Raw genomic sequence first — 21,466 nt, 5'->3', positions numbered from 1 at the left:
TGAATTCGCTCCTGGGCGGGTTTCTACAGGGCTGGCAGGTATGACTGGCGGATTCTCTCCACTTCGCCATTACGTTGCAGGTTGAGGATCGCGGCGTTGATTTGTGGCAGGAGAGCGGCGTGCCTGCGCTGCAACTTGATCGCCAGTGGCGCTTCGCTGAGTTGGGCGCCCTGGCGGAAGTTGGCGGGGTCGATTCGATGGCTGGCGATCAGGTAATCGTATAGCTCATCGATCATGGCCACGGTGTCTACACGCCGGGTTTGCAGCAGTTCGAGCAGTGCCAGGTCCTGCGAGGTTTCCAGCCTGGAAACACGCCTCTGGGCAAAAGCGGTTTCCAGTGCGCGATAGGTATATCCCCGAACCATGCCAATGGTCAGGTCGTGCAGTTTATCCACAGGGGTTGTGGCTGCCGGGTGATCCGTGACGAAGTACAGGTGCTCCTTTACGGTCATGTACGGGATGGAAAACACATAGCGCTTTAAATCTTCGGGGCTGTTCCAACTGGGCGAGTCGGCATAGTTCAGGTCGATCTGGTCCTTGTCCAGCATGGCTTGCAGACGATTGACCGGATAGGAAACGAATTCTGCATCGATATTCGCCATCTCCAGCACGCGCCGCCCGATGTCGATGGATATCCCTTGCAGGTTGCCCTGCTCATCCGCATAGCTGAACGGTCGCCACTCGCTGCCTCCCGCCAGATACGGAGCTGACAGCGCATGCCCTGTCGGTTGCAGCAGTGCCAGAACAAAGCCTGTGACCAGTAGCCCAAATCTCATGCCCGGTTTCCCTGCGAAGTCCTTGCTGAATACTCAATGTAGTCGTTGCGTGTGGCAATGATATGGATAGTTCTTGCCCAATCGGTTTAGAGGACCCTGCACCGATATACCTTGGTATAGGGAAGTTATATGCAAGTTTGTTAATTGGCTACTTTTGCAGGTTTTAAGCATTTCACGGACTTCTATAAACTTGGCCGTGTAATAGAGCACTGTTGTTTTTCATAACTTTCCGCTCAACGCTCACGGCCAGGTCTTTTGATACTTGCCGCCCTTGCCTGTACGCAATTGTTCGAGGTGAGCAATGAACTCTGTCTTTGAATCCGATAAAAAATTGCCAGCCATTAAATACGGTGCGACACGCAGCCCTGTGTCCGGTCTGGCCGACTTCATCTGCGTGCTGCTTCTGGCGGTGATCGCGGTATTGGTGTTTCACGGTGTCCATCAGATGACGCAACCCTTGGCCGCGCTGGAAAGCACGCCCATGGTGCTCGATCCGGCACAGTTGCCGGATTATGCATTGCGCACGACTTTGCGCATGTTCGCTGCCTTGGCGGCTTCATTGATCTTTACGTTCATCGTGGCCACGTTGGCGGCCAAGAGTCGCAAGGCCGAGATGATTATTGTGCCCGCGCTGGATATCTTGCAGTCCGTGCCGGTCCTGGGTTTTCTGGCATTTACCGTGACCTTTTTCATGGGCATGTTTCCCGGTCGGCAACTGGGTGCGGAATTGGCCGCCGTCTTTGCCATCTTTACCAGCCAGGCCTGGAACATGACGTTCAGTTTCTATCAATCGCTGCGCACGGTGCCGAGCGATTTGAATGAAGTCAGTCGTCAGTTCGGTTTCTCGCCGTTGCTCCGGTTTGTCCGGCTGGAATTGCCATTCGCCATGCCGGGACTGGTCTGGAACATGATGATGTCGATGTCCGGTGGCTGGTTCTTTGTCGTGGCCTGTGAGGCTATTTCGGTTGCCGACACCCAGATCAACCTGCCGGGCATCGGTTCCTGGCTGGCTCTGGCGATAGCCCGCAAGGACATGGCAGCGGTGGCCTGGGCGGTTGGCGCCATGGCGCTGGTGATCCTGTGCTACGACCAGTTGCTGTTTCGGCCGGTGGTGGCCTGGGCTGACAAGTTTCGTTTCGAGCAGACGGCTTCGCAAAAGCGTCCGCGTTCGTGGATGTACAGCCTGTTGGGGCGTTCGCGTCTGATTCCGGCGCTCTGCACGGTGTTCACGGTGCCATGGCGGGTATTGATGTCGATGGACTGGACGGCCTTGGGGCGCTCCCGCAAAGCGGTATCCAGGCCGGAGTCTTCCCGTCTGGCTGACGGCTTCTGGCGGATGCTGGTGTTGGCTGCTTGTGTGTCTGGCAGTGTCTGGCTGATGCATTTCATCGGTGCGTCACTGGGGCTGGACGACGCACTGAACGCTTTTGGTCTGGGGCTGGCGACCATGTTGCGTGTGGTCCTGTTGATTGTCATTGCCAGCCTGATCTGGGTGCCGATTGGCGTCTGGATCGGCCTGCGCCCGGCGTGGGCTGAGCGCCTGCAACCGGTCGCGCAGTTTCTCGCGGCGTTCCCTGCCAACGTGCTGTTTCCGTTTGCAGTCATCGCCATTGTCGGGCTGAACCTGAACCCGGATATCTGGCTCTCGCCGCTCATGGTCCTGGGGACTCAGTGGTACATCCTGTTCAACGTGATCGCCGGGGCCAGCGCGTTGCCGACCGATCTGCGCGAGGTGGCCGGGATGTTCAACATGCGCGGCTGGCAATGGTGGCGGCGCGTGGCCTTGCCGGGGATCTTCCCTTACTACATCACTGGAGCGCTCACCGCTTCGGGTGGTTCGTGGAACGCCAGCATCGTGGCCGAGGCCGTGTCCTGGGGCGACAAGTCGCTGGAGGCGACCGGGCTGGGCTCGTATATCGCCAACGCTACTCAGGCCGGGGATTTTGCCAGGGTTGCCTTGGGTGTTGTCGTGATGTCGGTGTTTGTAATTGCTTTCAACCGCCTGCTCTGGCGCCCGCTGTACGGGTTTGCCGAGCGGCGTTTGAGCCTGGTTTGAGGAGTGGAAGCCATGATGACTATCGAAAAGCGCTGCCTGGTGGATGTCCGTGACGTCCGGCATGTCTACGGCAAGGCCAGCAAAGAGCGTCTGGTGCTCGATAACGTGACGCTGAAGCTCAACGAAAACGAGATCATCGGGCTGCTGGGCCGCTCGGGTTCGGGCAAGTCCACGTTGCTGCGCTCGATTGCCGGTCTGGTGGTGCCCACCGCTGGCGAAGTGAGTTTCCCCGCCGGGCCGCAAGGGCGCGCACCCACCGTGAGCATGGTTTTCCAGAGCTTTGCGCTGTTCCCGTGGCTGACAGTGCTGGAGAACGTGGAGGTTGGCCTGGAGGCGCAGCGAGTGCCTGCCGAATTGCGTCGCAAGCGCGCACTGGCGGCCATCGACCTGATTGGCCTGGACGGTTTCGAGAGCGCCTATCCCAAGGAGCTGTCGGGCGGCATGCGCCAGCGTGTGGGCATGGCCCGTGCTCTGGTGATCGACCCCGACGTGCTGCTGATGGACGAGCCTTTTTCTGCCCTCGACGTGCTGACCGCCGAAACCTTGCGCACCGACCTGCTGGACATGTGGTCGGAAGGCCGGATGCCCATCAAGTCCATCCTGATGGTGACCCACAACATTGCCGAAGCGGTGCTGATGTGTGATCGCATCCTGCTGTTCTCCTCCAACCCCGGTCGGGTGGTCAGCGAAATCAAGGTCGACCTGCCGCAGCCGCGCAATCGTCAGGACCCGTCTTTCAGGGCGCTGGTCGAGGAGATCTACGTGCTCATGACTCAGGACAGTGGCGCTGGCGAGTTGCGTCAGGGCGTTTTTCCGGGGACTGGGTTGGGCATGGTGCTGCCGCAGGTATCAATCAACGCGCTGGCCGGGCTGATCGAGGCGATTCATGCACCGCCTTATGGTGCCACGGCGGATTTGCCGGAGCTGGCGAGCGCGCTGCACTACAACGCCGATGAGCTGTTCCCGATTGCCGAAGTCCTGCAATTGCTGCGCTTTGCCGAACTCAAGGGTGGCGATATCCGCCTGCTGCCGGCTGCGCGTCGTTATGCGCTGGCGGATGTCGACGAGCGCAAGCAGCTCTTCGCCCACCATCTGCTGAGTTTCGTGCCGCTGGTGGCGCATATCCGCCGGGTTCTGGATGATCGCGCAACCCATACCGCGCCTGCGCGACGCTTTCGTGACCAGCTCGAAGACTTCATGTCCGAAGGCGATGCGATGCAGACCTTGCGCAGCGTCACCCAGTGGGGCCGCTATGCCGAGCTTTTTGCCTATGATGAATTGCTGGATCAGTTCAGCCTCGACAATCCTTCATAAGCTTTGCAGGAAAACTGGCATATTCAGCTTTCATCAACGAGCGAGACACGGGCAATGCGCGAGTCGAAAACCTTTGGCAAGGCGGCAATGGCTGTTCGACTGGCCTTATTGCTCGCCCTGGCGGTGGCCATTGCGATTGCCGATACGCTGACGGATCTGGAAATCGCGGTCGGTGTCTTTCAGATTGCCGTGGTGCTCATGGCTGTCAGGTTCATGCCCGCTGGCGGCGTGATCGCGGTCGCGCTGGCGTGTATGGGGCTGACGGTGCTCAGTTATGAACTGACCACTTCCCGCTCCAGCGAAGCGGGGCTGATCAATTGTGGTATCAGCCTCTTGGCCATCGCCATGACGACGTATCTGGCATTGCGCCTGGCAGCGGCAGTCCGGACGGTTCATGAGGCGCGTACCCAGTTGGCGCAGATTGCCCGGGTCAATATGTTGGGCGAACTGACGGCTTCCATCGCCCATGAGGTCAATCAGCCTCTGGCGGCGATTGTCACCAGTGGCAATGCCGGGCTGCGCTGGCTGGCCAGCGAGCCTGCGAATCTGCCCAAGGCCCGACAGGCCATCGAGCGCATGATCGGTGATGCCAATCGGGCCAGTGATGTAATCGTGCATGTGCGTGCGCTGGCGAAACCGGCCCCGACCCACAAGGAGTGGGTGAGCGTGGCCGATGCCGTCGCCGAAATCGTTTCCCTCGCCCATAGTGAAATGAACCAGCAGGGCATTACCCTGACGGTGGAAATTCCCGACGGCTTGCCTCCGCTGTTGGCCGACCGGGTGCAGATCCAGCAGGTGTTGCTGAACATGATGCTCAATGCGATGGACGCCATGAGCGGTCTTGAGTCAGGCCATGGCCAGTTGCAGGTGGTGGTCGACTGGAGCGCTGGCGCGGATATCGGATTTTCGGTGCGCGATAACGGTATCGGCGTTCCGGCGGAACATCTCGACCGGATTTTCGATGCTTTCTACACGACCAAAGAACAGGGGATGGGGATTGGGCTGGCGATCAGCCGCTCCATTATCGAAGCCCATGGCGGACGCATCTGGATGACACCCGGCGAGCAAGGCGGCGCGACGTTTCACTTCACCCTGCCTACCGCAAAGATGGAGAGCTGATGAAAACAATCGTTCCGACCCCGCAGGTCGAGGAACCGATCATTTACGTGGTCGACGACGATCAGTCGGTGCGCTCGTCTCTGGAGGACTTGCTGGCCTCGGTCGGGCTGCGCTCCATGCTGTTTGGCTCGACTCAGGAGTTTCTCGACGCCTCGCGGCCCGATGCGCCCGGTTGCCTGATTCTGGACGTGCGCATGCCGGGCATGAGCGGCCTGGATTTTCAGCGTGATATGGTGAAGTGGGGCATCGGCCTGCCGGTGATTTTCATCACCGGTCATGGTGATATTCCCATGTCGGTGCGGGCGATGAAGGCGGGGGCTCTGGAGTTTCTGACCAAGCCTTTTCGCGAGCAGGATTTGCTGGACGCCATCCAGCAAGGCTTGGTGCGGGACCGGGCAAGACGTCAGGCCAGCGCAGTGGAAACCGAGTTGCAACGGCGTTATGCAAGCCTCAATGCCGGTGAGCAGCAGGTGATGGACCTTGTGGTCAGCGGCCTGCTGAACAAGCAGATTGCGGACCGGCTCAACGTGAGCGAGATAACGGTCAAGGTCCGGCGTGGCTCGGTCATGCGCAAGATGCAGGCGGACTCATTGGCGGATCTGGTCAAGTTTGCCGAGCGCATTCAGCCATCAGCGGTGTCGCACGATCAGTGATTGCTGCTCAGGCTGATGATCTTGGGGAAGTTGGTCAGCCTGACCGAGGTCGAGCAGCGGCTTGCCTGGCACTGCCATGACTGCTTGCTGTCGATGCGGCCCTGTTCGGGGTTGATGGTATCGGTCAGCCTCACCGGGCCGCTCATGGGCTTGTCGCTGATGATTTTTTCGTCTTTCGGTGCGCCGATTGCCCAGGCCACCAGAACACGCTCATCACCCTTGTCGAAGTACAGCAGGTAAGTGCTGTCGCTCAGGGTGCTGGCCTGTGCATCGTAGGTGAAGCTGCTGATGACCGGCGCAATGGCTTGCATCATGGTGTAGGCGGGCTTGGGCGAGAGGTCTTCATTGAGCACTCCGAAGTTGTGCTCCTGGTCGTAACGGTTCGGTCCGTCATTGAGCAGGTCGTACCACCACAGGCCTTTGACATTGGGCACCGTGCGCGACAGGAAAAAGATCCGCGCCATGTACACGGCCTGGGTCACTTCACTTTTGCCGCAAGGCCCCTGATGGCTGGGCCAGCCCATTTCCGTGAGGTAGAGCGGCACAGCGCGGCCAACACGGGTGCGGATGTCCAGCTCGTAGCGGGTCATCCAGCGCACCCAGGCTTCCGGCGTATTGCCGTTGGTAGCGGAACAATGGGCGTAAGGATGCAGGGAAAGGCCGTCCACCAGATCTAGCACGCCGCTTTCGATCAGGCCATCCGCGAAACCACCATTCATGCCGTCGCGGGTAATGGCTCCTGCCAGGATCTTTGCCGGAGTGCCGTTGGCATTGAGGGTGTTCTGGCGAATCACCGGCACGGTGCTGCGCACCAGGTCTGCATAATCCAGACTGAGTTTGCGGTCTTTTGGCCCGTCCAGATCCCACTCGTTCCAGACCTCGTAAAAGCTGACCTTGTTGCCCAGTTGTCGGCTGACGTAATCGACGTATTTCAGAAAGGGCACCGTGACTTCGGGCGTGCGCGGCTTGGCATTGCCATGAAAGTAGGTGCTGTAGCCCAGGATTGCCGTTCTGTTGAGGTTCAGGTCGCTGGCCAGGTTCAGGTAATTGCGCCATTGCGGAACGATACGCAACTGATTGGGACTGGGTTCGGCGGTCGACCAGAAGATATCGTCCCTGACCGCGTTGAAGCCTGCCTGCGCGGCAAGGTTCAGCGGCTGCCGGACGGGCTGGTCGAAGTTCATCAAATGGGTGCCGATACCGACCAGAAATACCGGTTCGGCCTGCACCGATGCGTTACCGGCCAGGCAACCCAGCAGCAGGCATGCAAGGGTTTTCATGTTGAAGCCTCAGTATTGCGCGGGGAGGGTGCTGATCTGGATTTCCGGTGAACGGGTTGCCAGAGCATCTTCTTCACGCTTGGCGAACACCACATGGCCTATGGTCAGGCCGATGAACAGGTTGGCTACCGCTACCTCGAAGATGTCCGTGGTCCAACTGATCAGGCAGCAGCAAAAGCTGATCGCCAGCAACATGCGACCCTTGTGGCTCTGATCGTTGATCAATGCGAAGAACATGGGAATCTGCAGTGCATACAGCAGTAGCCCGGTCGCGCCCAGCATCACCCACAGGTACATGACGCTGCTGTCGATGGTCATGAAAATATCGGCACCTGGAACCGGGAACATCGTCAGCGTACTGCCGACCATTCCGAAGCCCGCGCCGGTAATGCCCCAGCCCGCAAAGGTCATGGCTTCGACGATGTTGGGCCAGGTATTGTTCAGCCGGTCATACAGCGATGCCATCGAGCTGCCACCGCTGCTGACCGTTCGGGCATCGAAGTCATACAGCAGGCCCAGCGTCGGCAGCAGCAGACCGGCCATGACTGCCATGATGCAGGCAAGCCGGCAGATCCAGGTCATGCGCTGGATCAGCAACAAACCCAGAGTCAGCATAAAAGCGACGGCTGGGCCTTTGCTGGTGGTCAGCACAATCGCGTAGAGCGCCACTGCGCTCAGCACCATGAGGACCGGGCGCGAGCGGATGAACATGAGCAGATACAGGCTGTAGATGGCGATGAGTATGGCCAGCAGGCTGGACATCCGGGCGAACCCGGCGACCCGGTCTTCCTCATCCGAACTCCAGGATGTGTTGGCGCTCAGTTGCGTTTCTCCCACGCTGTAGCTGTAGCCTTTCCAGGGCACGAAGGTGAACTTGTCCAGCGCCAGCCCCACCAGAGATGCCAGCAGACAAAAGCCGATGGCCCAGCCGAGCAGCTTTCTTCGATGGAACAGGTGCTCGCTGCACACCAGCCCGAAAAACAGCGGGCTCAAGGCGAACAGGCTGAATGCCAGATTGAATACATGGGCTCTGTGCAGCATCGCCAGCAGTGCGTAAATCAGCCACAGCACCATGCATGTCCAGAACAGTCTTCCGGCCTTGAGGGTGCGCAACTCCATGACGAACAGCAGGACGCAGGCCATCTTGGGCAGATAGAGCAGCGGGCTGATGCCGACCTTGTCGAAATAGAAACGCAGGGCGCCGGAAAAGGTTTCGACCAGAATCAGACCGATGGCAACCAGCACCACTACGGTCGACTTATCGAAAGACAGGAGCGACGGTTTCTCGCCCGTATTGTCCACAGGGTTCAACTCCATGATGTAGGCCTTCTGAAGAGCGTCAGGAATTTCGGATGGGCATAGCTACCGCCCTCGACCGCGACAGACGGGCCGATAAGGGGATGAGCTTGAGGAGGGGAAACAAGTCTGGAGCGAATGCTCGCAACGGCGTGACAAGGGATATATCAGTCGCAGTTCACGATACTGTCAACTTTTAGAGGTGATCAAAACCAGGCAGGACCGGATTTATCCGGGAAGAGGCCAGTGCATTCACTGCCTCTTCACCGTCAGCAATCATGTCTTCCCGGATAAATCCGGTCCTGCAACTGTTACGGGTTTCAGAACATTACGGGTACTTGCGTCTGTCCGGTGCAGGCGGGAAGTACTGGTACAGCCAGGTTTCACTCAGGGTGCGATCCCCGGTGCGGATGAACATGCGCATTTCCACCGGCTCTACCGAGTCGCTGTCAGGCAACCAGTCGAAGGTGATGCGGTAGCCCTTGATGTCCGGCAGCACCAGGATGTTGAAGTCCTGGACCTTGCCGTGGGAAACCTTGAGCACTGGCTCGATACCTGTACCTTCGGGGAGACGATCCAGGCCGCCGCCGTGGAAGTCCACTGCAAAACGACGTGCCCAGTATTTTGGGTAATGCTCGCCCGGTGCCCAGCCTTCGGTAAAGCCGCCCATGCCCGAACGGGTCGCATTGACCTGAGCCAGCGGAGTGCTGACCGGTGGCAGCGGGCTCCAGAACAGCTTGTAGCCGTAGTTGAGTGACTCGCCAGCCTTGACCTTGGCCTTGGGGGTCCAGAACACCACGATGTTATCCATCGTTTCGCCCGTGGTCGGGATCTCCAGCAGGCTGACCTCGCCTTCACCCCACGGCGTCGTGGGCTCGACCCACAGGCTTGGGCGGCGGTGGTACCAGACAACCGTATCCTGATAGCTGGCAAAGTTGTGGTCGTACTGCACCAGGCCGAAGCCCTTCGGGTCCTTGTCGGAGAAGGCGTTGAATTGCAGTTTGGTCGGGTTGTTCAGCGGGCGGCAGATCCACTCGCCGTTACCGCGCCACATGGCCAGCCGGTCGGAGTCGTGCAGTTGCGGGTGAATCGAGTCGCACATGCGGCGCTCGTGGGTACCGCAACTGAACATGCTGGTCATCGGCGTGATGCCCAGTTGCTCGATGTCGGCCCGCGCGTTGATATGTGCGTCGACTTCCATCACCACCTGACCGGACTGGCAATCGATGTCGAAGCGATAGGCACCTGTGGCGCTCGGCGAGTCCAGCAAGGCATAGACCACGAAACGGGTGGCATTCTTGTCTGGCGTCTCGAACCAGAACTTGGTGAAGTCGGGAAACTCTTCCTGGCGCTTGGCGTAGGTGTCGATGGCCAGACCGCGTGCTGACAGGCCGTACTGATTGTTGCCGTCCACTGCGCGGAAATAACTGGCGCCCAGGAACGACACGATATCGTTGACGGCGATTTGTGGAGCCTTGAACAGCTTGAATCCGGCAAAGCCCAGGTCGCCCTTGACCAGATTTTTGTCGATGCCGCTGTTCTCGTAATTGAACAGTTCATGACGGAAATGCACTTCGCGCGCCTGTTTGGTCTTGGCGTCGAGGCTGTACATGCGCACGGGCGTCTTGAAGCCCATGCCGACGTGGAAGAACTGTACGTCGAGCTGGCCTTTGACGTCATGCCACAAGGAGTGCGCGGCGTCATAGCGGATGGCGTTGAATTGCAGCGGCGTCATGTTCGCCAATACCGGCGGCAGCACCTGCTTGGTGCTGACATAGGCCTTGCCGGCCAGTTGTTTGGCGTGAGCCTGCAATGTCGGGAAATCGAAATGTTCTATCTCGCCGTCCGCAGCTGCGGCAAGCGCTCGCGCAGCAAAAAGCCCCGAGGCTGGCAAGCTGCTATAGGCGGCCAACGCCATGGAAGCTTTAAGGAGATTCCTGCGATTCATAAAAGTGAAGCCTCTGAGTAATTCTGTGCGTCCTGCACAAGAAAATGGCGCGCCAACGACTCCTTGCCGAACGCAAACTACCCACAACAGATAACAAAGACGAGATGCTGTTCCAAAATAGGTGAAAAAAAATGCCGCTCATCGTCAATGAATACAGCACTTGAAGGGCAGGGCGGGAAGGTTTTCAGAACCGGCTCGACCGCCTCATCCCGCTCATCGCCGCTTGGCATAAGGCTTTCAGACGAGTCGGGTGCGAATGAGCGGTCAGGAAGTTGAGTTTGCGTGACGTCTGGAAGCCATTCGCTATGCAATATTCAGCAATCATTTTGCCATGCCTTTCAGGCGGCTCAACCCGCCAATCGGGGTGCTCACGGGCTTGAACGCCAGGAGCTTTTGCCATTGCCTTGCTACAACTTGTGAAAGATATAGTCACAGTCATCCGCGGCGGCCAGCGGAATATGGTGTGCAAGCAGGCGCTCGTGCAGTTGCGGATCATCGACCCGTACTTTCCAGTTTTCTCTCCAGTCCTCTACGGTGGCCTCCTTGCTGCTGCGTATCGCATCGATCAGTTGCAAACGCTCCGGGAAGTAGACAGCGAATGCATCTTCCTTCCAACTGGCCACCTTGATGCCCAGTTGTGCGCAGACTGCTATCTTGGCCGCAGCGTCAACGATGTCGGCTTGCCTGGAGCGGTTGACCAGTGCCTGAAGTTCGGGATTGGCTACGCCATCGGTACACAGGATGTCGCCGCTTTCCCAGGACTCGGGCGGACAGATCTTGTTGTCCTTGTTCACCTCGATGAATGGATTGATTTCCATCGGGTAAATCCGGCAGACCAGCGGGCGTTCTTCATAGATACCGCACAGGTTATCCGCACGCAGATTCGGGCATTGTTCAAGGGCATTGCCAGCGAACACCGCAATGACGCGAATGCTGCTCTGGGCATCGTTGACCGCGACCGACCTGCCAGCGCTGTGCGCATATTCTCTTGAATCGGCTGGCCAGGTCAGCTCGTTGAAGGCCTCCAGGATTACCGCTACATCGTGTCCGCGAGCCAGCCATTGTTCGGCTTCGTTCAGCGTCAAGGGTACAAGCCGGCCTTTACAGCAGATACCGCAACCCACGCAGTTATATCGGATTACATTGCTTGGCATGTTCCATACCTGGAGCTACAGATTTATTCGCACGGACGAACCTGTGCCCAGGCTGGAAGCTTGAGTCAGACCGTCATTTTGTTTTCAGGGGGGTGAGCTATAGGCTTTCCACGCTCGACGTCACGACGGGTTGTCTGCTTGCAGGCCAACTTGTAACCATTTATGTGACATAATTTTTCAAGCCTTATATTTCGTAGCGTTCATTACGAAATGCTTTTATCCCGGCCACGCAGACGCTGTCAAACATTTCATAGCGATCATTATGAAAACAGTCGAATCTAAAAAATCGGGACGTCCGCTTTCTTTTGACCGCGATGTCGTACTGGAAAAGGCAATGCTCGCTTTCTGGGAGCATGGCTATGAATCCACGTCCATGGCCACGCTGACCAAGGCAATGGGGGTCACCGCTCCAAGCATCTATGCCGCCTTCGGAGACAAGAAACAGCTTTTTCTGGAGGTTGTGGATCTGTATGTCAAAAAGGGAATGGCTTCCAGAAAGGAGCTTGATGCGAACGCTACAGTTCGTGAAAGCGTTCTGGGTTCATTGCATCATGCAGTCGATGTGTTTACAGCCAATTCAGGTTCTTCCGGATGTCTGCTCGCCACGGCTGCGGTCAGTTGTTCGGAAGCGGCTGCCGATGTCCGCGAACATCTGGCTGCAATTCGCCGTGACATGGAAACCGACTTCGTCTCAACGATCAGGGGAGGCATCCAGAAAGGTGAACTTCCTCCTGGCACTGACGCTGCGGTTCTGGCGGGGTTTTTCATGGCAATACTTCAGGGAGTGGCGGCACAGGCACGCGACGGAGCGGATCGGCAGAAGCTGTTTGAGATCGTGGATTTGGCCATGTCTGTCTGGCCTTCTCCTTCTGAGAGATAGCAGGCCGGGCTGCTGAACAATATTGTTTGCTCGTAGCGGCCAGAGACGCGGAGTCACCTGACGAAAGTTTCACGATAAGCGTTATATCGTAACGCTATCATTCATGGGGTTAGTCAGGTTCCGGGGTAGCAATGCGGGTTGATCTGGATATCGGGCGCGCAGGCCTTGAGGGTTTGCCGCGCTTTCAACTGGCTGCACAACAGGCACAGCGCCTGAGTCGGCTCAGGTACCTGGCTGTCGGCACGAGCATCACGGTGCTGTTGCTGGCGCTGTTCGTCGATCTGTTTTCCCCCAGTTCCTTGTGGATGGCGGTGCTCGTCAACGGTGCTGCTGCCTTGTTGTTGCTGGCAGCCGGACTGCAATCGGCGCTGGGGATCGCCCGCTGGCGCGCTCGTGCCCTGGGCACACTCGCGCCGCTTGAACAGAGCCAGACGTTGCCGCAGATCGACGAAGCCGGTTGGTACGAGCGCCTGCTGACCCGGCTCAGCGATGCTGGCGAATCCATGCTCGCACACTTGGGCACCGCGGCATTGTGGCTTGCCGGCTGGTCGCTGCTGGCGCTGATATGTATCCGCATGGTCTGGGACTTGAGCTTGCCCGGCACCGAGCTGTCATCTGTCGCCAGTCTGGCGGGCAGCCTCATGCTGCTGATGGCTTTCGGATTGCTGGTGCTGGAGCGGCAGTTCAGTCACGAACAGACCGCCCAATGGCCTGAAGCCGGGCAACTGGCGCAACTGACCCGCATGGTCATCGGGGTCTTGCTGGTCGGGGCGCTGTGTCTGTTCTTTGCCAGCGTGGATCGCGTCTGGCCGCCACGGCTGGCGGTGCTGGTCGGCATCCTGCCAGCGTTGGTCGCTGTCGAATTCCTGCTTCGGGCGCTGCTGTCGCTCTTCACTCCGCGCAATGAGCGTCTTGAGCCACGCTTGATGGCCAGCAGCCTGATTGCCGATCTGTTGCGCTGGCCGCCTCGGCCGTTGCTGGTTTTGCAGCATGAATTGCATAACCGGTTTGGTATCGACCTGCGCCAGATCTGGGCGCTGAGCTATATGCGGCGTGCGTTTCTGCCGGTGCTGGCGGTGGTTGCTGCCTTGGGCTGGGCGCTTACGGGCGTGCATGAAATTTCAATGCAGGGGCGCGGGATTTATGAGCGCTTCGGCAAACCGGTCGAGGTGTTCGGGCCGGGTCTGCATGTCGGGTTGCCATGGCCGTTCGGCAAGGTGCTGGCGGTGGAAAACGGCGTGGTTCACGAGATGGCCACCAGCGTTTCCGAGGCCAGTGCCGTGGAACAGCTTCTGGACCCTGCCGAAGGTCCGCCGCCCGCCAGCGCCAATCGCCTGTGGGACGCCAGCCACATCAACGAGAAATCCCAGGTGATCGCCAGCAGCACGGGTGACAAGCAGAGCTTCCAGGTGGTGAACATGGATGTGCGCTTTGTCTATCGCATCGGCTTGACCGACGCCGCTGCGCTTGCCGCGACCTACAACAGTGCCGATGTGCCGACCCTGATTCGCAGCACCGCCAGCCGTGTGCTGGTCCACGACTTCGCTTCCCGCACGCTGGATGAGCTGCTCGGCGAACAACGCACAGGGCTGGCCGAAGACATAGGCAAAGCGGTCCAGGCCGACTTGCAGCGTCTCGATAGTGGCGTGGAAATTCTCGCCACGGTGGTCGAAGCCATCCATCCACCAGCCGGTGCCGCCAATGCCTACCATGCCGTGCAGGCTGCGCAGATCAGCGCCCAGGCCTTGATCGCCCGCGAGCGCGGCGCGGCCAGTGCCCAGGCCAATCAGGCGCAACTCAATGCCAGCGTCGCCCATGACCAGGCCAGTGCCAATGCACGTGAAGTGCTGGCGACGGCGCAAGGCGCGGACCTGCGTTTCAGTGCCGAGCGACAGGCCTACGCCAAGGCGGGCCAAGCGTTCCTGCTGGAGCAATACCTGACCCGGCTCAGCCAGGGCCTGGGCAGCGCCAGACTGCTGGTTCTCGACCATCGTCTGGGCGGCACTAGTGCGCCGACCATCGACCTTCGCACCTTCACCCCACCGGCAGACCCAACGGCGCCGCGTAAAGCCGTTCAGTAAGGAGTCGTCCCTTGAGTCTGTTCCATCATCACGACCACAGCGACCATGCCCATGGGGGGCATCACCACTATCATCACGATGAAGCCGTCGGCTCAGGGAAGCGTCCCTGGCTGCGAATGGGGCTGGCGGTATTGCTGATTGCATTTGCGGTCGCCACGGCGAGTCTGGTGCAGGTTCGTTCGGGGGAGGCGACGGTGATTACCCGCTTCGGCAATCCGTCCCGCGTCTTGCTGGAGCCGGGCCTGAGCTGGCGCTGGCCTGCGCCGTTCGAGGCGGCGATCCCTGTGGACCTGCGTTTGCGCACCACCTCCAGCGGTTTGCAGGATGTGGGCACCCGCGATGGTCTGCGCATCATCGTCCAGGCTTATGTGGCGTGGCAGGTGCAGGGCGATGGGGACAACGTGCAGCGTTTCATGCGCGCCGTACAGAACCAGCCCGATGAGGCTGCCCGGCAGATTCGCACCTTCGTCGGCTCGGCGCTGGAAACCACCGCCAGTAGCTTCGACTTGTCGAACCTGGTCAATACCGATGCCAGCAAAGTGAACATCACGGCTTTCGAGAACCAGCTGCGCCAGCAGATCGAGCAGCAGTTGCTCACGACTTATGGCGTGAAAGTCCTGCAGGTCGGCGTGGAGCGCCTGACCTTGCCTTCGGTGACGCTCAGCGCCACGGTCGACCGTATGCGTGCCGAGCGTGAAACCATTGCCACCGAGCGCACGGCCGCCGGCAAGCGCGAAGCCGCGCAGATCCGTTCGGCTGCCGAGCGTGATGCGCGGATCGTCGAAGCCGATGCCACGGTCAAGGCGGCGGATATCGAGGCTCAGTCTCGGGTCGAAGCCGCCGAGATCTATGGCCGCGCCTATGCGGGCTCGCCGCAGCTCTACAACCTGCTGCGCTCCCTCGACACGCTGGGCACGGTGGTGACGCCGGGCACCAGGCTGATCCTGCGCACCGATGCCGCGCCGTTCCGGGTGCTGGTGGACGGGCCGCCGACACTGGACGGCAAGAGTGGATCGCAGCCATGAGCGAGCCTTCAGGCGTCGAGGCAGAAGCGCAGCGTCCGGCGTTCAACAGCCCATGGTTGCAGGCCAGTCGTCTGGCGTTTCTGGGGTTGTATGGCGTGACGCTGTTGGCGGCACTGGGCTGGGTGACTTCCAACGTGCGACAGATCGATCCCCAGAACCGTGCCGTGGTCATGCGCTTCGGTGAGCTGGAGCGGATCCAGAACGCCGGTTTGCTGATTGCCTGGCCGCAGCCACTGGAACGTGTGGTTCTGCTGCCTTCGGCGGATCGGGTAATCGAGCGCCGGGTGGAAACCCTGTTGCGCTCGCCTCAGGCCCAGAAGGCCGATGAGGTCGCAACCTTTGCCGTGCCCATGAGCGATGCACTGGCCGGCTCCGGCTTTCTGCTGACGGGCGATGCGGGTGTCGTCCAGCTCGACGTGACGGTGTTCTACAAGGTGACCGATCCATATGCTTTCGTTCTCCAGAGCGAGCATGTGCTGCCTGCACTGGATCGGCTGGTCAATCGCAGCGCCGTGGCGCTGACGGCGGCGCGAGATCTGGACACTATTCTGGTTGCACGTCCCGAACTTATCGGAGCTGACAGCAAGGCTGCCGAACGGCGTGAGCGGTTGCGTGGCGATCTGGTGCGCGGCATCAACCAGCGTCTGGCTGAACTGGAGGCGACAGGCGCTGGAGTCGGTATCGAGGTGGCGCGGGTGGATGTGCAGTCCAGCTTGCCCAAGGCCGCCGTCAACGCCTTTAATGCGGTGCTGACCGCCAGCCAGCAAGCGGACCAGGCCGTGGCCAACGCCCATAACGATGCGGAAAAGCTCACTCAGGCTGCCAACCAGCAAGCCGACCGAACCTTGCAGGTGGCGCATGCCCAGGCGTCGGAACGACTGGCCAAGGCCCAGACCGACACCGCGACCGTTGCCAGCCTCGCGCAGTCGATCCAGAACCGCAACGATCCTGGTCTGTTGCAACGCCTCTACCGTGAGCGCGTGCCGAAAATTCTCGGTCAGGCCGGATCGGTCACTACTGTCGACCCCAAAGACGATTCCCGCCTGATCATTCAGGGAGCTGAACAATGAGTGGCGAAGCCGTTCACACCCACGCCAGACCCGAAGCGGCCAGCCTGCTGAGCGGGGCGGAGCAACGCAGCGCGGCCCGTCAGTTGACCCTGGCCATGCTGGCTTTGGGTTTATTGGGGCTGGGCCTGATCTGGCGTCTGATTACGCCTGAGCAGACCGGCGTCAGCCAGTTGCTGCTGGGCGCGGCCTCGCTGCTGGTGGCAATCCCGGTGATCAGTGCTGGCTGGCACAGTTTGCGTCACCCGAGCCTGCACGGGATTACCGACCAGTTGATTGCTCTGGCGATGCTGGGCGCATGGGCTACAGGCGACCTCATGACGGCGGCCTTGCTGCCGATCATCATGATCTTCGGCCATGTACTGGAAGAGCGCAGCGTGATCGGTTCCCAGGAAGCCATTCAGGCGCTGGGCCAACTGACCCGCAGCCACGCCCGGTTGATCAAGGCCGATGGCAGCATTCATGAAGTGGACAACTCGACGTTGCAGGCTGGCGATCAGGTCGAGGTGCGGGCCGGTGATCGGGTGCCTGCCGATGGCCGGGTGATTTCCGGTCAGGCCAGCCTCGATACGTCCTCCATTACCGGCGAGTCCATACCGCTGGAAGCTCAGACCGGAATGGAAGTCTACGGCGGAGCGATCAACCTTGATGGCCTGCTGCGCATCGAGGTGACGCGCATTGGCGACCAGTCCACGCTGGGCAAGGTGATTGCGCTGATGCAAAGCGCGGAACGTTCCAAGCCGCCGATCACTCGTCTGCTGGAGCGTTATGCCGGCAGCTACATGGTGCTGGTGTTGCTGATTGCCGCGCTGACCTGGTTCATCACTCAGGATGCTCAGGCGATGCTGGCTGTGCTGGTCGCTGCCTGTCCTTGTGCGCTGGTGCTTTCGGCTCCGGCCACGGCCATTGCGGGCATTGCCGTGGCGGCCCGTCACGGGATTCTGATCCGCAGTTCGGCATTTCTCGAAGAGCTGGCGGACCTGACGTCGCTGGTTGTGGATAAAACCGGCACCCTGACGTTTGGCAGCCTGCGTCTTCAATCGATCCAGGACAGCACGGGGTATGCAGACCTGCTGCCGTTGGCGGCCAGCCTCGGGTCGGCCAGCAGCCATCCGGTCAGCCGGGCACTGGCCGGGCTGGTGGACAAGGATCAACTGCTGGCGCTCAGCGATATTCGCGAACGTCAGGGCCTGGGTGTGGTGGCTTCGACAGCCCATGGCGAAGCGGCATTGGGACGTCCCGAGCTGTTTGAGCAATTGGGAATTACCACGCCTGCGGTGCCCGAGCATGACGGCCCGTTGGCCGGGCTGGCGCTGGGCGGGGTATTCCAGGCTTGGTTGTTGCTGTCGGACAGCCTCAAGCCCGAGGCGAGCAAGGCGCTGGCCGAGTTGCGCGAGCTGGGCCTGGGACGGCAATTATTGCTGACCGGTGATCGCCAGACCGTGGCCGACAATCTGGCGCGGGAAGTGGGGATCGTCGATGTTCAGGCTCAGGCACTGCCTGAAGACAAGCTCAACCGGGTGAAGGGTGAAATTGCCCAGGGCTTCAGACCGATGGTCGTCGGTGACGGGATCAACGATTCGCTGGCCTTGAAGGCAGGTGTTGTCGGCGTCGCCATGGGCGCAGGTGGTGCCGATATCGCGCTGGCTTCGGCGGATATCGTGCTGATCGGCAGCGATTTGCGTCGTCTCGGCACCTGCGTACGCCTTAGCCGCCTGTGTCGCCAGACGTTGCAAGTGAACGTGATCATCGGCCTCGGCTGGACACTGGCTATTGTTGCACTGGCAGCCTTTGGTCTGCTGGGTGTCGCTGGCGCCATGGTTGCGGCTGTGCTGCATAACCTCAGCACGTTGCTGGTGCTGGGTAATGCCGGGCGTTTGCTGCGTTTTCAGGAGCCGCTACTAAAATTGTAAGACGGCACTCAAGCCCGAAGAACTCTGTTACAAATTGATGGTCATTCAAGACTAGGGTGATCCATGAAAGGCTGCACGTTTGGCTCGAATCAGTGGGCACAAGGCCGTTCCCGGTAGTTTTTCTTTCATGCCAATAGCCTCGGTTCTGACTGAACCGTCTGGACTACCTTTCTCCAGCTTCTGGATAGGGGGGCAACTCATATGAATGTGCAACTTCCAACGGCCTTGCAGAATCTCCACTTGCCATTGCGTCTCAAGCTTTGGGACGGTCATGAGCTGGATCTGGGGCCTGCGCCCAGTGTCACGATTTTCGTCAAAGACCCGATGTTGGTTTCCGACTTCACCCATCCCAGCCTCGGCCTGCTGGGTAGCGCCTTCGTGGAGGGGCGTCTGGAACTGGAAGGTTCGATCAGTGAAGTCGTGAGGGTTTGTGACGAGTTGACTCACGCCTTGCTGGTGAATGAAGACTCCATCTCTCCTGTGCGCACTCAGCACGATAAAGCCACCGACGCGGCGTCGATCTCCTATCACTACGACCTGTCCAACGACTTCTATCAGCTATGGCTCGATACGGAGATGGTTTATTCCTGCGCTTACTTCAAGACGGGAAGGGAGACGCTTGAGCAGGCGCAGCAGGACAAGTTTCAGCATCTGTGCCGCAAGTTGCGCCTCAAGCCCGGTGAGTACCTGCTGGATGTCGGTTGTGGATGGGGCGGTCTGGCACGTTTTGCGGCGCGTGAGTATGGGGTGAAGGTGTTCGGGATCACCCTTAGCCACGAGCAACTGGCGCTTGCCCGGGAGCGGGTCAAGGCCGAGGGTTTGCAGGACAGGGTCGAGCTGCAATTGCTCGACTACCGCGATCTGCCGCAAGACCAGCGTTTCGACAAGGTGGTCAGCGTGGGCATGTTCGAGCATGTGGGCCACGGCAACCTGCCGCTCTACACCCAACGCCTGTTTGGTGCCGTGAAGGAGGGTGGTCTGGTGATGAATCACGGGATTACGGCCTTGCACACCGATGGCCGTCCGGTTGGGCGTGGAGCTGGGGAGTTCATCGACCGGTATGTGTTCCCCAACGGCGAGTTGCCGCATCTGGCGATGATCAGCGCGCATATCAGTGAAGCAGGCCTGGAAATCGTCGACGTCGAAAGCCTGCGTCTGCATTACGCCAGGACGCTGGAGCACTGGAGTGCTCGCCTTGAGGCGCGCTTGAGCGAGGCTGCCGCCATGGTGCCGGAACACACCCTGCGTATCTGGCGGCTATACTTGGCAGGTTGCGCGTATGCATTCGCCAAGGGCTGGATCAATCTGCACCAGATCCTGGCCGTCAAACCCTTTGCCGATGGCGGGAACGGTTTGCCGTTGACCCGTGAAGACATCTATCGGTGATTTACAGGATCGGCGAAATCAACCGCGCCACGCGCATGCCCAGTTGGTGCAGGTGGCGGGTTTCGCGGCTTTCCTGAAGGGATATCTCGTGGCTCAGGTTGAAGTCGGCACTCAGCATGGCTTCAACCTCACGGGCGAAGTCCGTATCGACGGTCAGCAGCATCAGCTCGAAATTCAGCCGGAACGAGCGGTTGTCCAGATTGGCGCTGCCGATGGCGGTGATCTCGTTGTCCACCAGCACCACCTTCTGGTGCAGGAAGCCCGGTCTGTAGCGGAACACTCGCACGCCAGCCCGCACGGCATCGAAGGCGTACAGGCTGGAGGCGGCGTACACCACGTAATGGTCGGGGCGCGAAGGCAGCAGCAGTCGCACATCCACACCGCGCAGCACTGCCAGGCGCAACGCTGCCGAGACGGCTTCGTCAGGGATAAAGTAAGGGCTGGTGATCCACACCCGCTCGGTCGCCGCGTGGATGGCTTCGACAAAGAACAGCGAGCAGGTTTCCTGGGCATCGGCCGGACCGCTGGCCAGTAACTGACACAGCACGCCCTGTTCAGGAAATGATTCGGGAAGGTTCATGGGCGGCAGTTCGCGGGTGGCCCAGAACCAGTCTTCGGCGAACGACTCCTGCAGGCAGGCGACCACCGGACCGATGACCTGCACATGGGTATCACGCCAGGGCGACAGGGGCGGTTTGAGGCCCATGTATTCATCACCGACGTTGTGCCCGCCCAGATAGCCTTTCAGCCCGTCGACCACCACTATCTTGCGGTGATTGCGGAAGTTGATCTGGAAGCGATTGAGCCAGCCGCCATGGGTGGCAAAGGCCTTGATCTGCACACCGCCTGCGCGCAGCTTTTCGCTGTAGGAAGCGGGCAGGGCATGGCTGCCGATACGGTCATAGAGCACGAAAATCGCCACGCCTTCGGCGGCTTTCTTCAGCAGCAGCGTTTGCAGGCGACGCCCAAGGTCATCGTCATGAATGATGAAGAACTGCACCAGAACTGTCTGCCGGGCCTGCTCGATGGCCGCGAACATGGCATCGAAGCTGGCCTTGCCATTGATCAACAGTTTGACCTCGTTATTGGCCAGAGCCGGCATGCGCCCGAGCTTGGGCATGGCGCGCAGCGATGCGTAAGCATCCGAGCGGCGCGCGGCGACGGCTTCTTCGATCCAGGGGCGCCAGTTCAGGTTGGTGATAGCGTTGCGCATTTCGCTGTTGGCGTCACGCCGGGCCTTGATATAGGCATCAAACGAACTGCGCCCGAAGACCAGATAAGGGATCAGGGTGAAGTAAGGAATGAAGAACAGCGGCATCGCCCAGGCAATCGCGCCTTGCGCGGTGCGCACGGTCAGCAATGCATGGATGGCAGCAACTGCGCCCACCAGATGAATGAAAGCCAGGACGTAGCCGAAGAAATACGGGCTATGGAAATCCATAGGTAAACGATGCTCCTTAACTTTGCGCCTACAACAGACCATAGCCGCTCGGGATTGTCGCTATTTTGATCCGGGTG

Annotated in this window: 16 protein-coding genes; 10 read left to right on the top strand and 6 right to left on the bottom strand. The window is 59.9% G+C overall.

Annotated elements, in window-relative coordinates; translation table 11 throughout:
• Nucleotides 1–23 precede the first annotated feature (23 nt).
• Entirely contained in the window at nt 24–776 is a 753-nt protein-coding gene (locus ACODS3_RS09300) for a substrate-binding periplasmic protein (protein ID WP_201019757.1), read from the bottom strand.
• 445 nt (nt 777–1,221) lie between these two features.
• On the opposite strand from ACODS3_RS09300, the gene ACODS3_RS09295 reads away from it, so the two are divergent.
• The 4 genes from ACODS3_RS09295 to ACODS3_RS09280 are packed head-to-tail and all read left to right on the top strand — an operon-like array spanning nt 1,222 to nt 5,918.
• Nucleotides 1,222–2,832 (top strand): ABC transporter permease, encoded by a 1,611-nt coding sequence (locus ACODS3_RS09295; protein ID WP_405046122.1) that lies wholly within the window; start codon nt 1,222–1,224, stop codon nt 2,830–2,832.
• Nucleotides 2,833–2,844: 12 nt separating this feature from the next.
• Nucleotides 2,845–4,146 carry an ABC transporter ATP-binding protein gene (locus ACODS3_RS09290; RefSeq protein WP_201001326.1) on the top strand — a complete coding sequence of 434 codons (1,302 nt, stop codon included), beginning with the start codon at nt 2,845–2,847 and terminating at the stop codon, nt 4,144–4,146.
• A 54-nt stretch (nt 4,147–4,200) separates the two neighbouring features.
• The gene (locus ACODS3_RS09285) at nt 4,201–5,265 is read left to right on the top strand and encodes a sensor histidine kinase (protein WP_489034031.1); all 1,065 of its coding nucleotides are present in this window, start codon (nt 4,201–4,203) and stop codon (nt 5,263–5,265) included.
• The gene (locus tag ACODS3_RS09280; protein WP_489034030.1) at nt 5,265–5,918 is read left to right on the top strand and encodes a response regulator transcription factor; all 654 of its coding nucleotides are present in this window, start codon (nt 5,265–5,267) and stop codon (nt 5,916–5,918) included. Before ACODS3_RS09285 ends, ACODS3_RS09280 begins: the two co-directional genes overlap by 1 nt.
• Here ACODS3_RS09280 and ACODS3_RS09275 read toward each other — a convergent pair.
• The 4 genes from ACODS3_RS09275 to ACODS3_RS09260 all read right to left on the bottom strand — a co-directional run bounded on the left by ACODS3_RS09275 (nt 5,912) and on the right by ACODS3_RS09260 (nt 11,596).
• Nucleotides 5,912–7,198: a glycoside hydrolase 5 family protein gene (locus ACODS3_RS09275; RefSeq protein ID WP_489034029.1), complete on the bottom strand. Its 1,287-nt coding sequence runs from the start codon at nt 7,196–7,198 to the stop codon at nt 5,912–5,914. The genes ACODS3_RS09280 and ACODS3_RS09275 overlap by 7 nt on opposite strands.
• Nucleotides 7,199–7,207: 9 nt before the next feature.
• The gene (locus ACODS3_RS09270; protein ID WP_489034028.1) at nt 7,208–8,515 is read right to left on the bottom strand and encodes a hypothetical protein; all 1,308 of its coding nucleotides are present in this window, start codon (nt 8,513–8,515) and stop codon (nt 7,208–7,210) included.
• Between the two features lie 307 nt (nt 8,516–8,822).
• On the bottom strand, nt 8,823–10,442 hold the full coding sequence (locus tag ACODS3_RS09265; RefSeq protein WP_489034027.1) for a glucan biosynthesis protein D: 1,620 nt from the start codon (nt 10,440–10,442) through the stop codon (nt 8,823–8,825).
• Between the two features lie 407 nt (nt 10,443–10,849).
• Nucleotides 10,850–11,596: a YkgJ family cysteine cluster protein gene (locus tag ACODS3_RS09260; RefSeq protein WP_489034026.1), complete on the bottom strand. Its 747-nt coding sequence runs from the start codon at nt 11,594–11,596 to the stop codon at nt 10,850–10,852.
• A gap of 262 nt (nt 11,597–11,858) precedes the next feature.
• Here ACODS3_RS09260 and ACODS3_RS09255 point away from each other — a divergent pair, with 262 nt between their 5' ends.
• From ACODS3_RS09255 to cfaB, 6 genes are all read left to right on the top strand, one after another.
• Nucleotides 11,859–12,476, top strand: coding sequence for a TetR/AcrR family transcriptional regulator (locus ACODS3_RS09255; RefSeq protein WP_201019749.1), 618 nt, complete (start codon nt 11,859–11,861; stop codon nt 12,474–12,476).
• A 131-nt stretch (nt 12,477–12,607) separates the two neighbouring features.
• Nucleotides 12,608–14,557, top strand: coding sequence for a protease modulator HflK (gene hflK / locus ACODS3_RS09250; RefSeq protein WP_489034025.1), 1,950 nt, complete (start codon nt 12,608–12,610; stop codon nt 14,555–14,557).
• 11 nt (nt 14,558–14,568) lie between these two features.
• On the top strand, nt 14,569–15,582 hold the full coding sequence (hflC, locus tag ACODS3_RS09245; protein WP_489034024.1) for a protease modulator HflC: 1,014 nt from the start codon (nt 14,569–14,571) through the stop codon (nt 15,580–15,582).
• Nucleotides 15,579–16,652 (top strand): protease modulator HflK, encoded by a 1,074-nt coding sequence (hflK, locus tag ACODS3_RS09240; protein WP_489034023.1) that lies wholly within the window; start codon nt 15,579–15,581, stop codon nt 16,650–16,652. Before hflC ends, hflK (ACODS3_RS09240) begins: the two co-directional genes overlap by 4 nt.
• Nucleotides 16,649–18,562 carry a cation-translocating P-type ATPase gene (locus ACODS3_RS09235; RefSeq protein WP_489034022.1) on the top strand — a complete coding sequence of 638 codons (1,914 nt, stop codon included), beginning with the start codon at nt 16,649–16,651 and terminating at the stop codon, nt 18,560–18,562. Before hflK (ACODS3_RS09240) ends, ACODS3_RS09235 begins: the two co-directional genes overlap by 4 nt.
• A 201-nt stretch (nt 18,563–18,763) precedes the next feature.
• Nucleotides 18,764–19,948: a C17 cyclopropane fatty acid synthase CfaB gene (gene cfaB, locus ACODS3_RS09230; protein WP_201019744.1), complete on the top strand. Its 1,185-nt coding sequence runs from the start codon at nt 18,764–18,766 to the stop codon at nt 19,946–19,948.
• A gap of 1 nt (nt 19,949) precedes the next feature.
• Here the strand turns inward: cfaB and cls are convergent, their stop codons facing one another.
• Nucleotides 19,950–21,389, bottom strand: a complete 1,440-nt coding sequence (gene cls / locus ACODS3_RS09225; protein WP_201019743.1) for a cardiolipin synthase — start codon at nt 21,387–21,389, stop codon at nt 19,950–19,952.
• Nucleotides 21,390–21,466: the final 77 nt, after the last annotated feature.

Source organism: Pseudomonas sp. FG43 (genome assembly GCF_057809175.1).
Note: the sequence above shows the minus strand (reverse complement) of the source record. Positions and strands in the feature narration are given on the sequence as shown.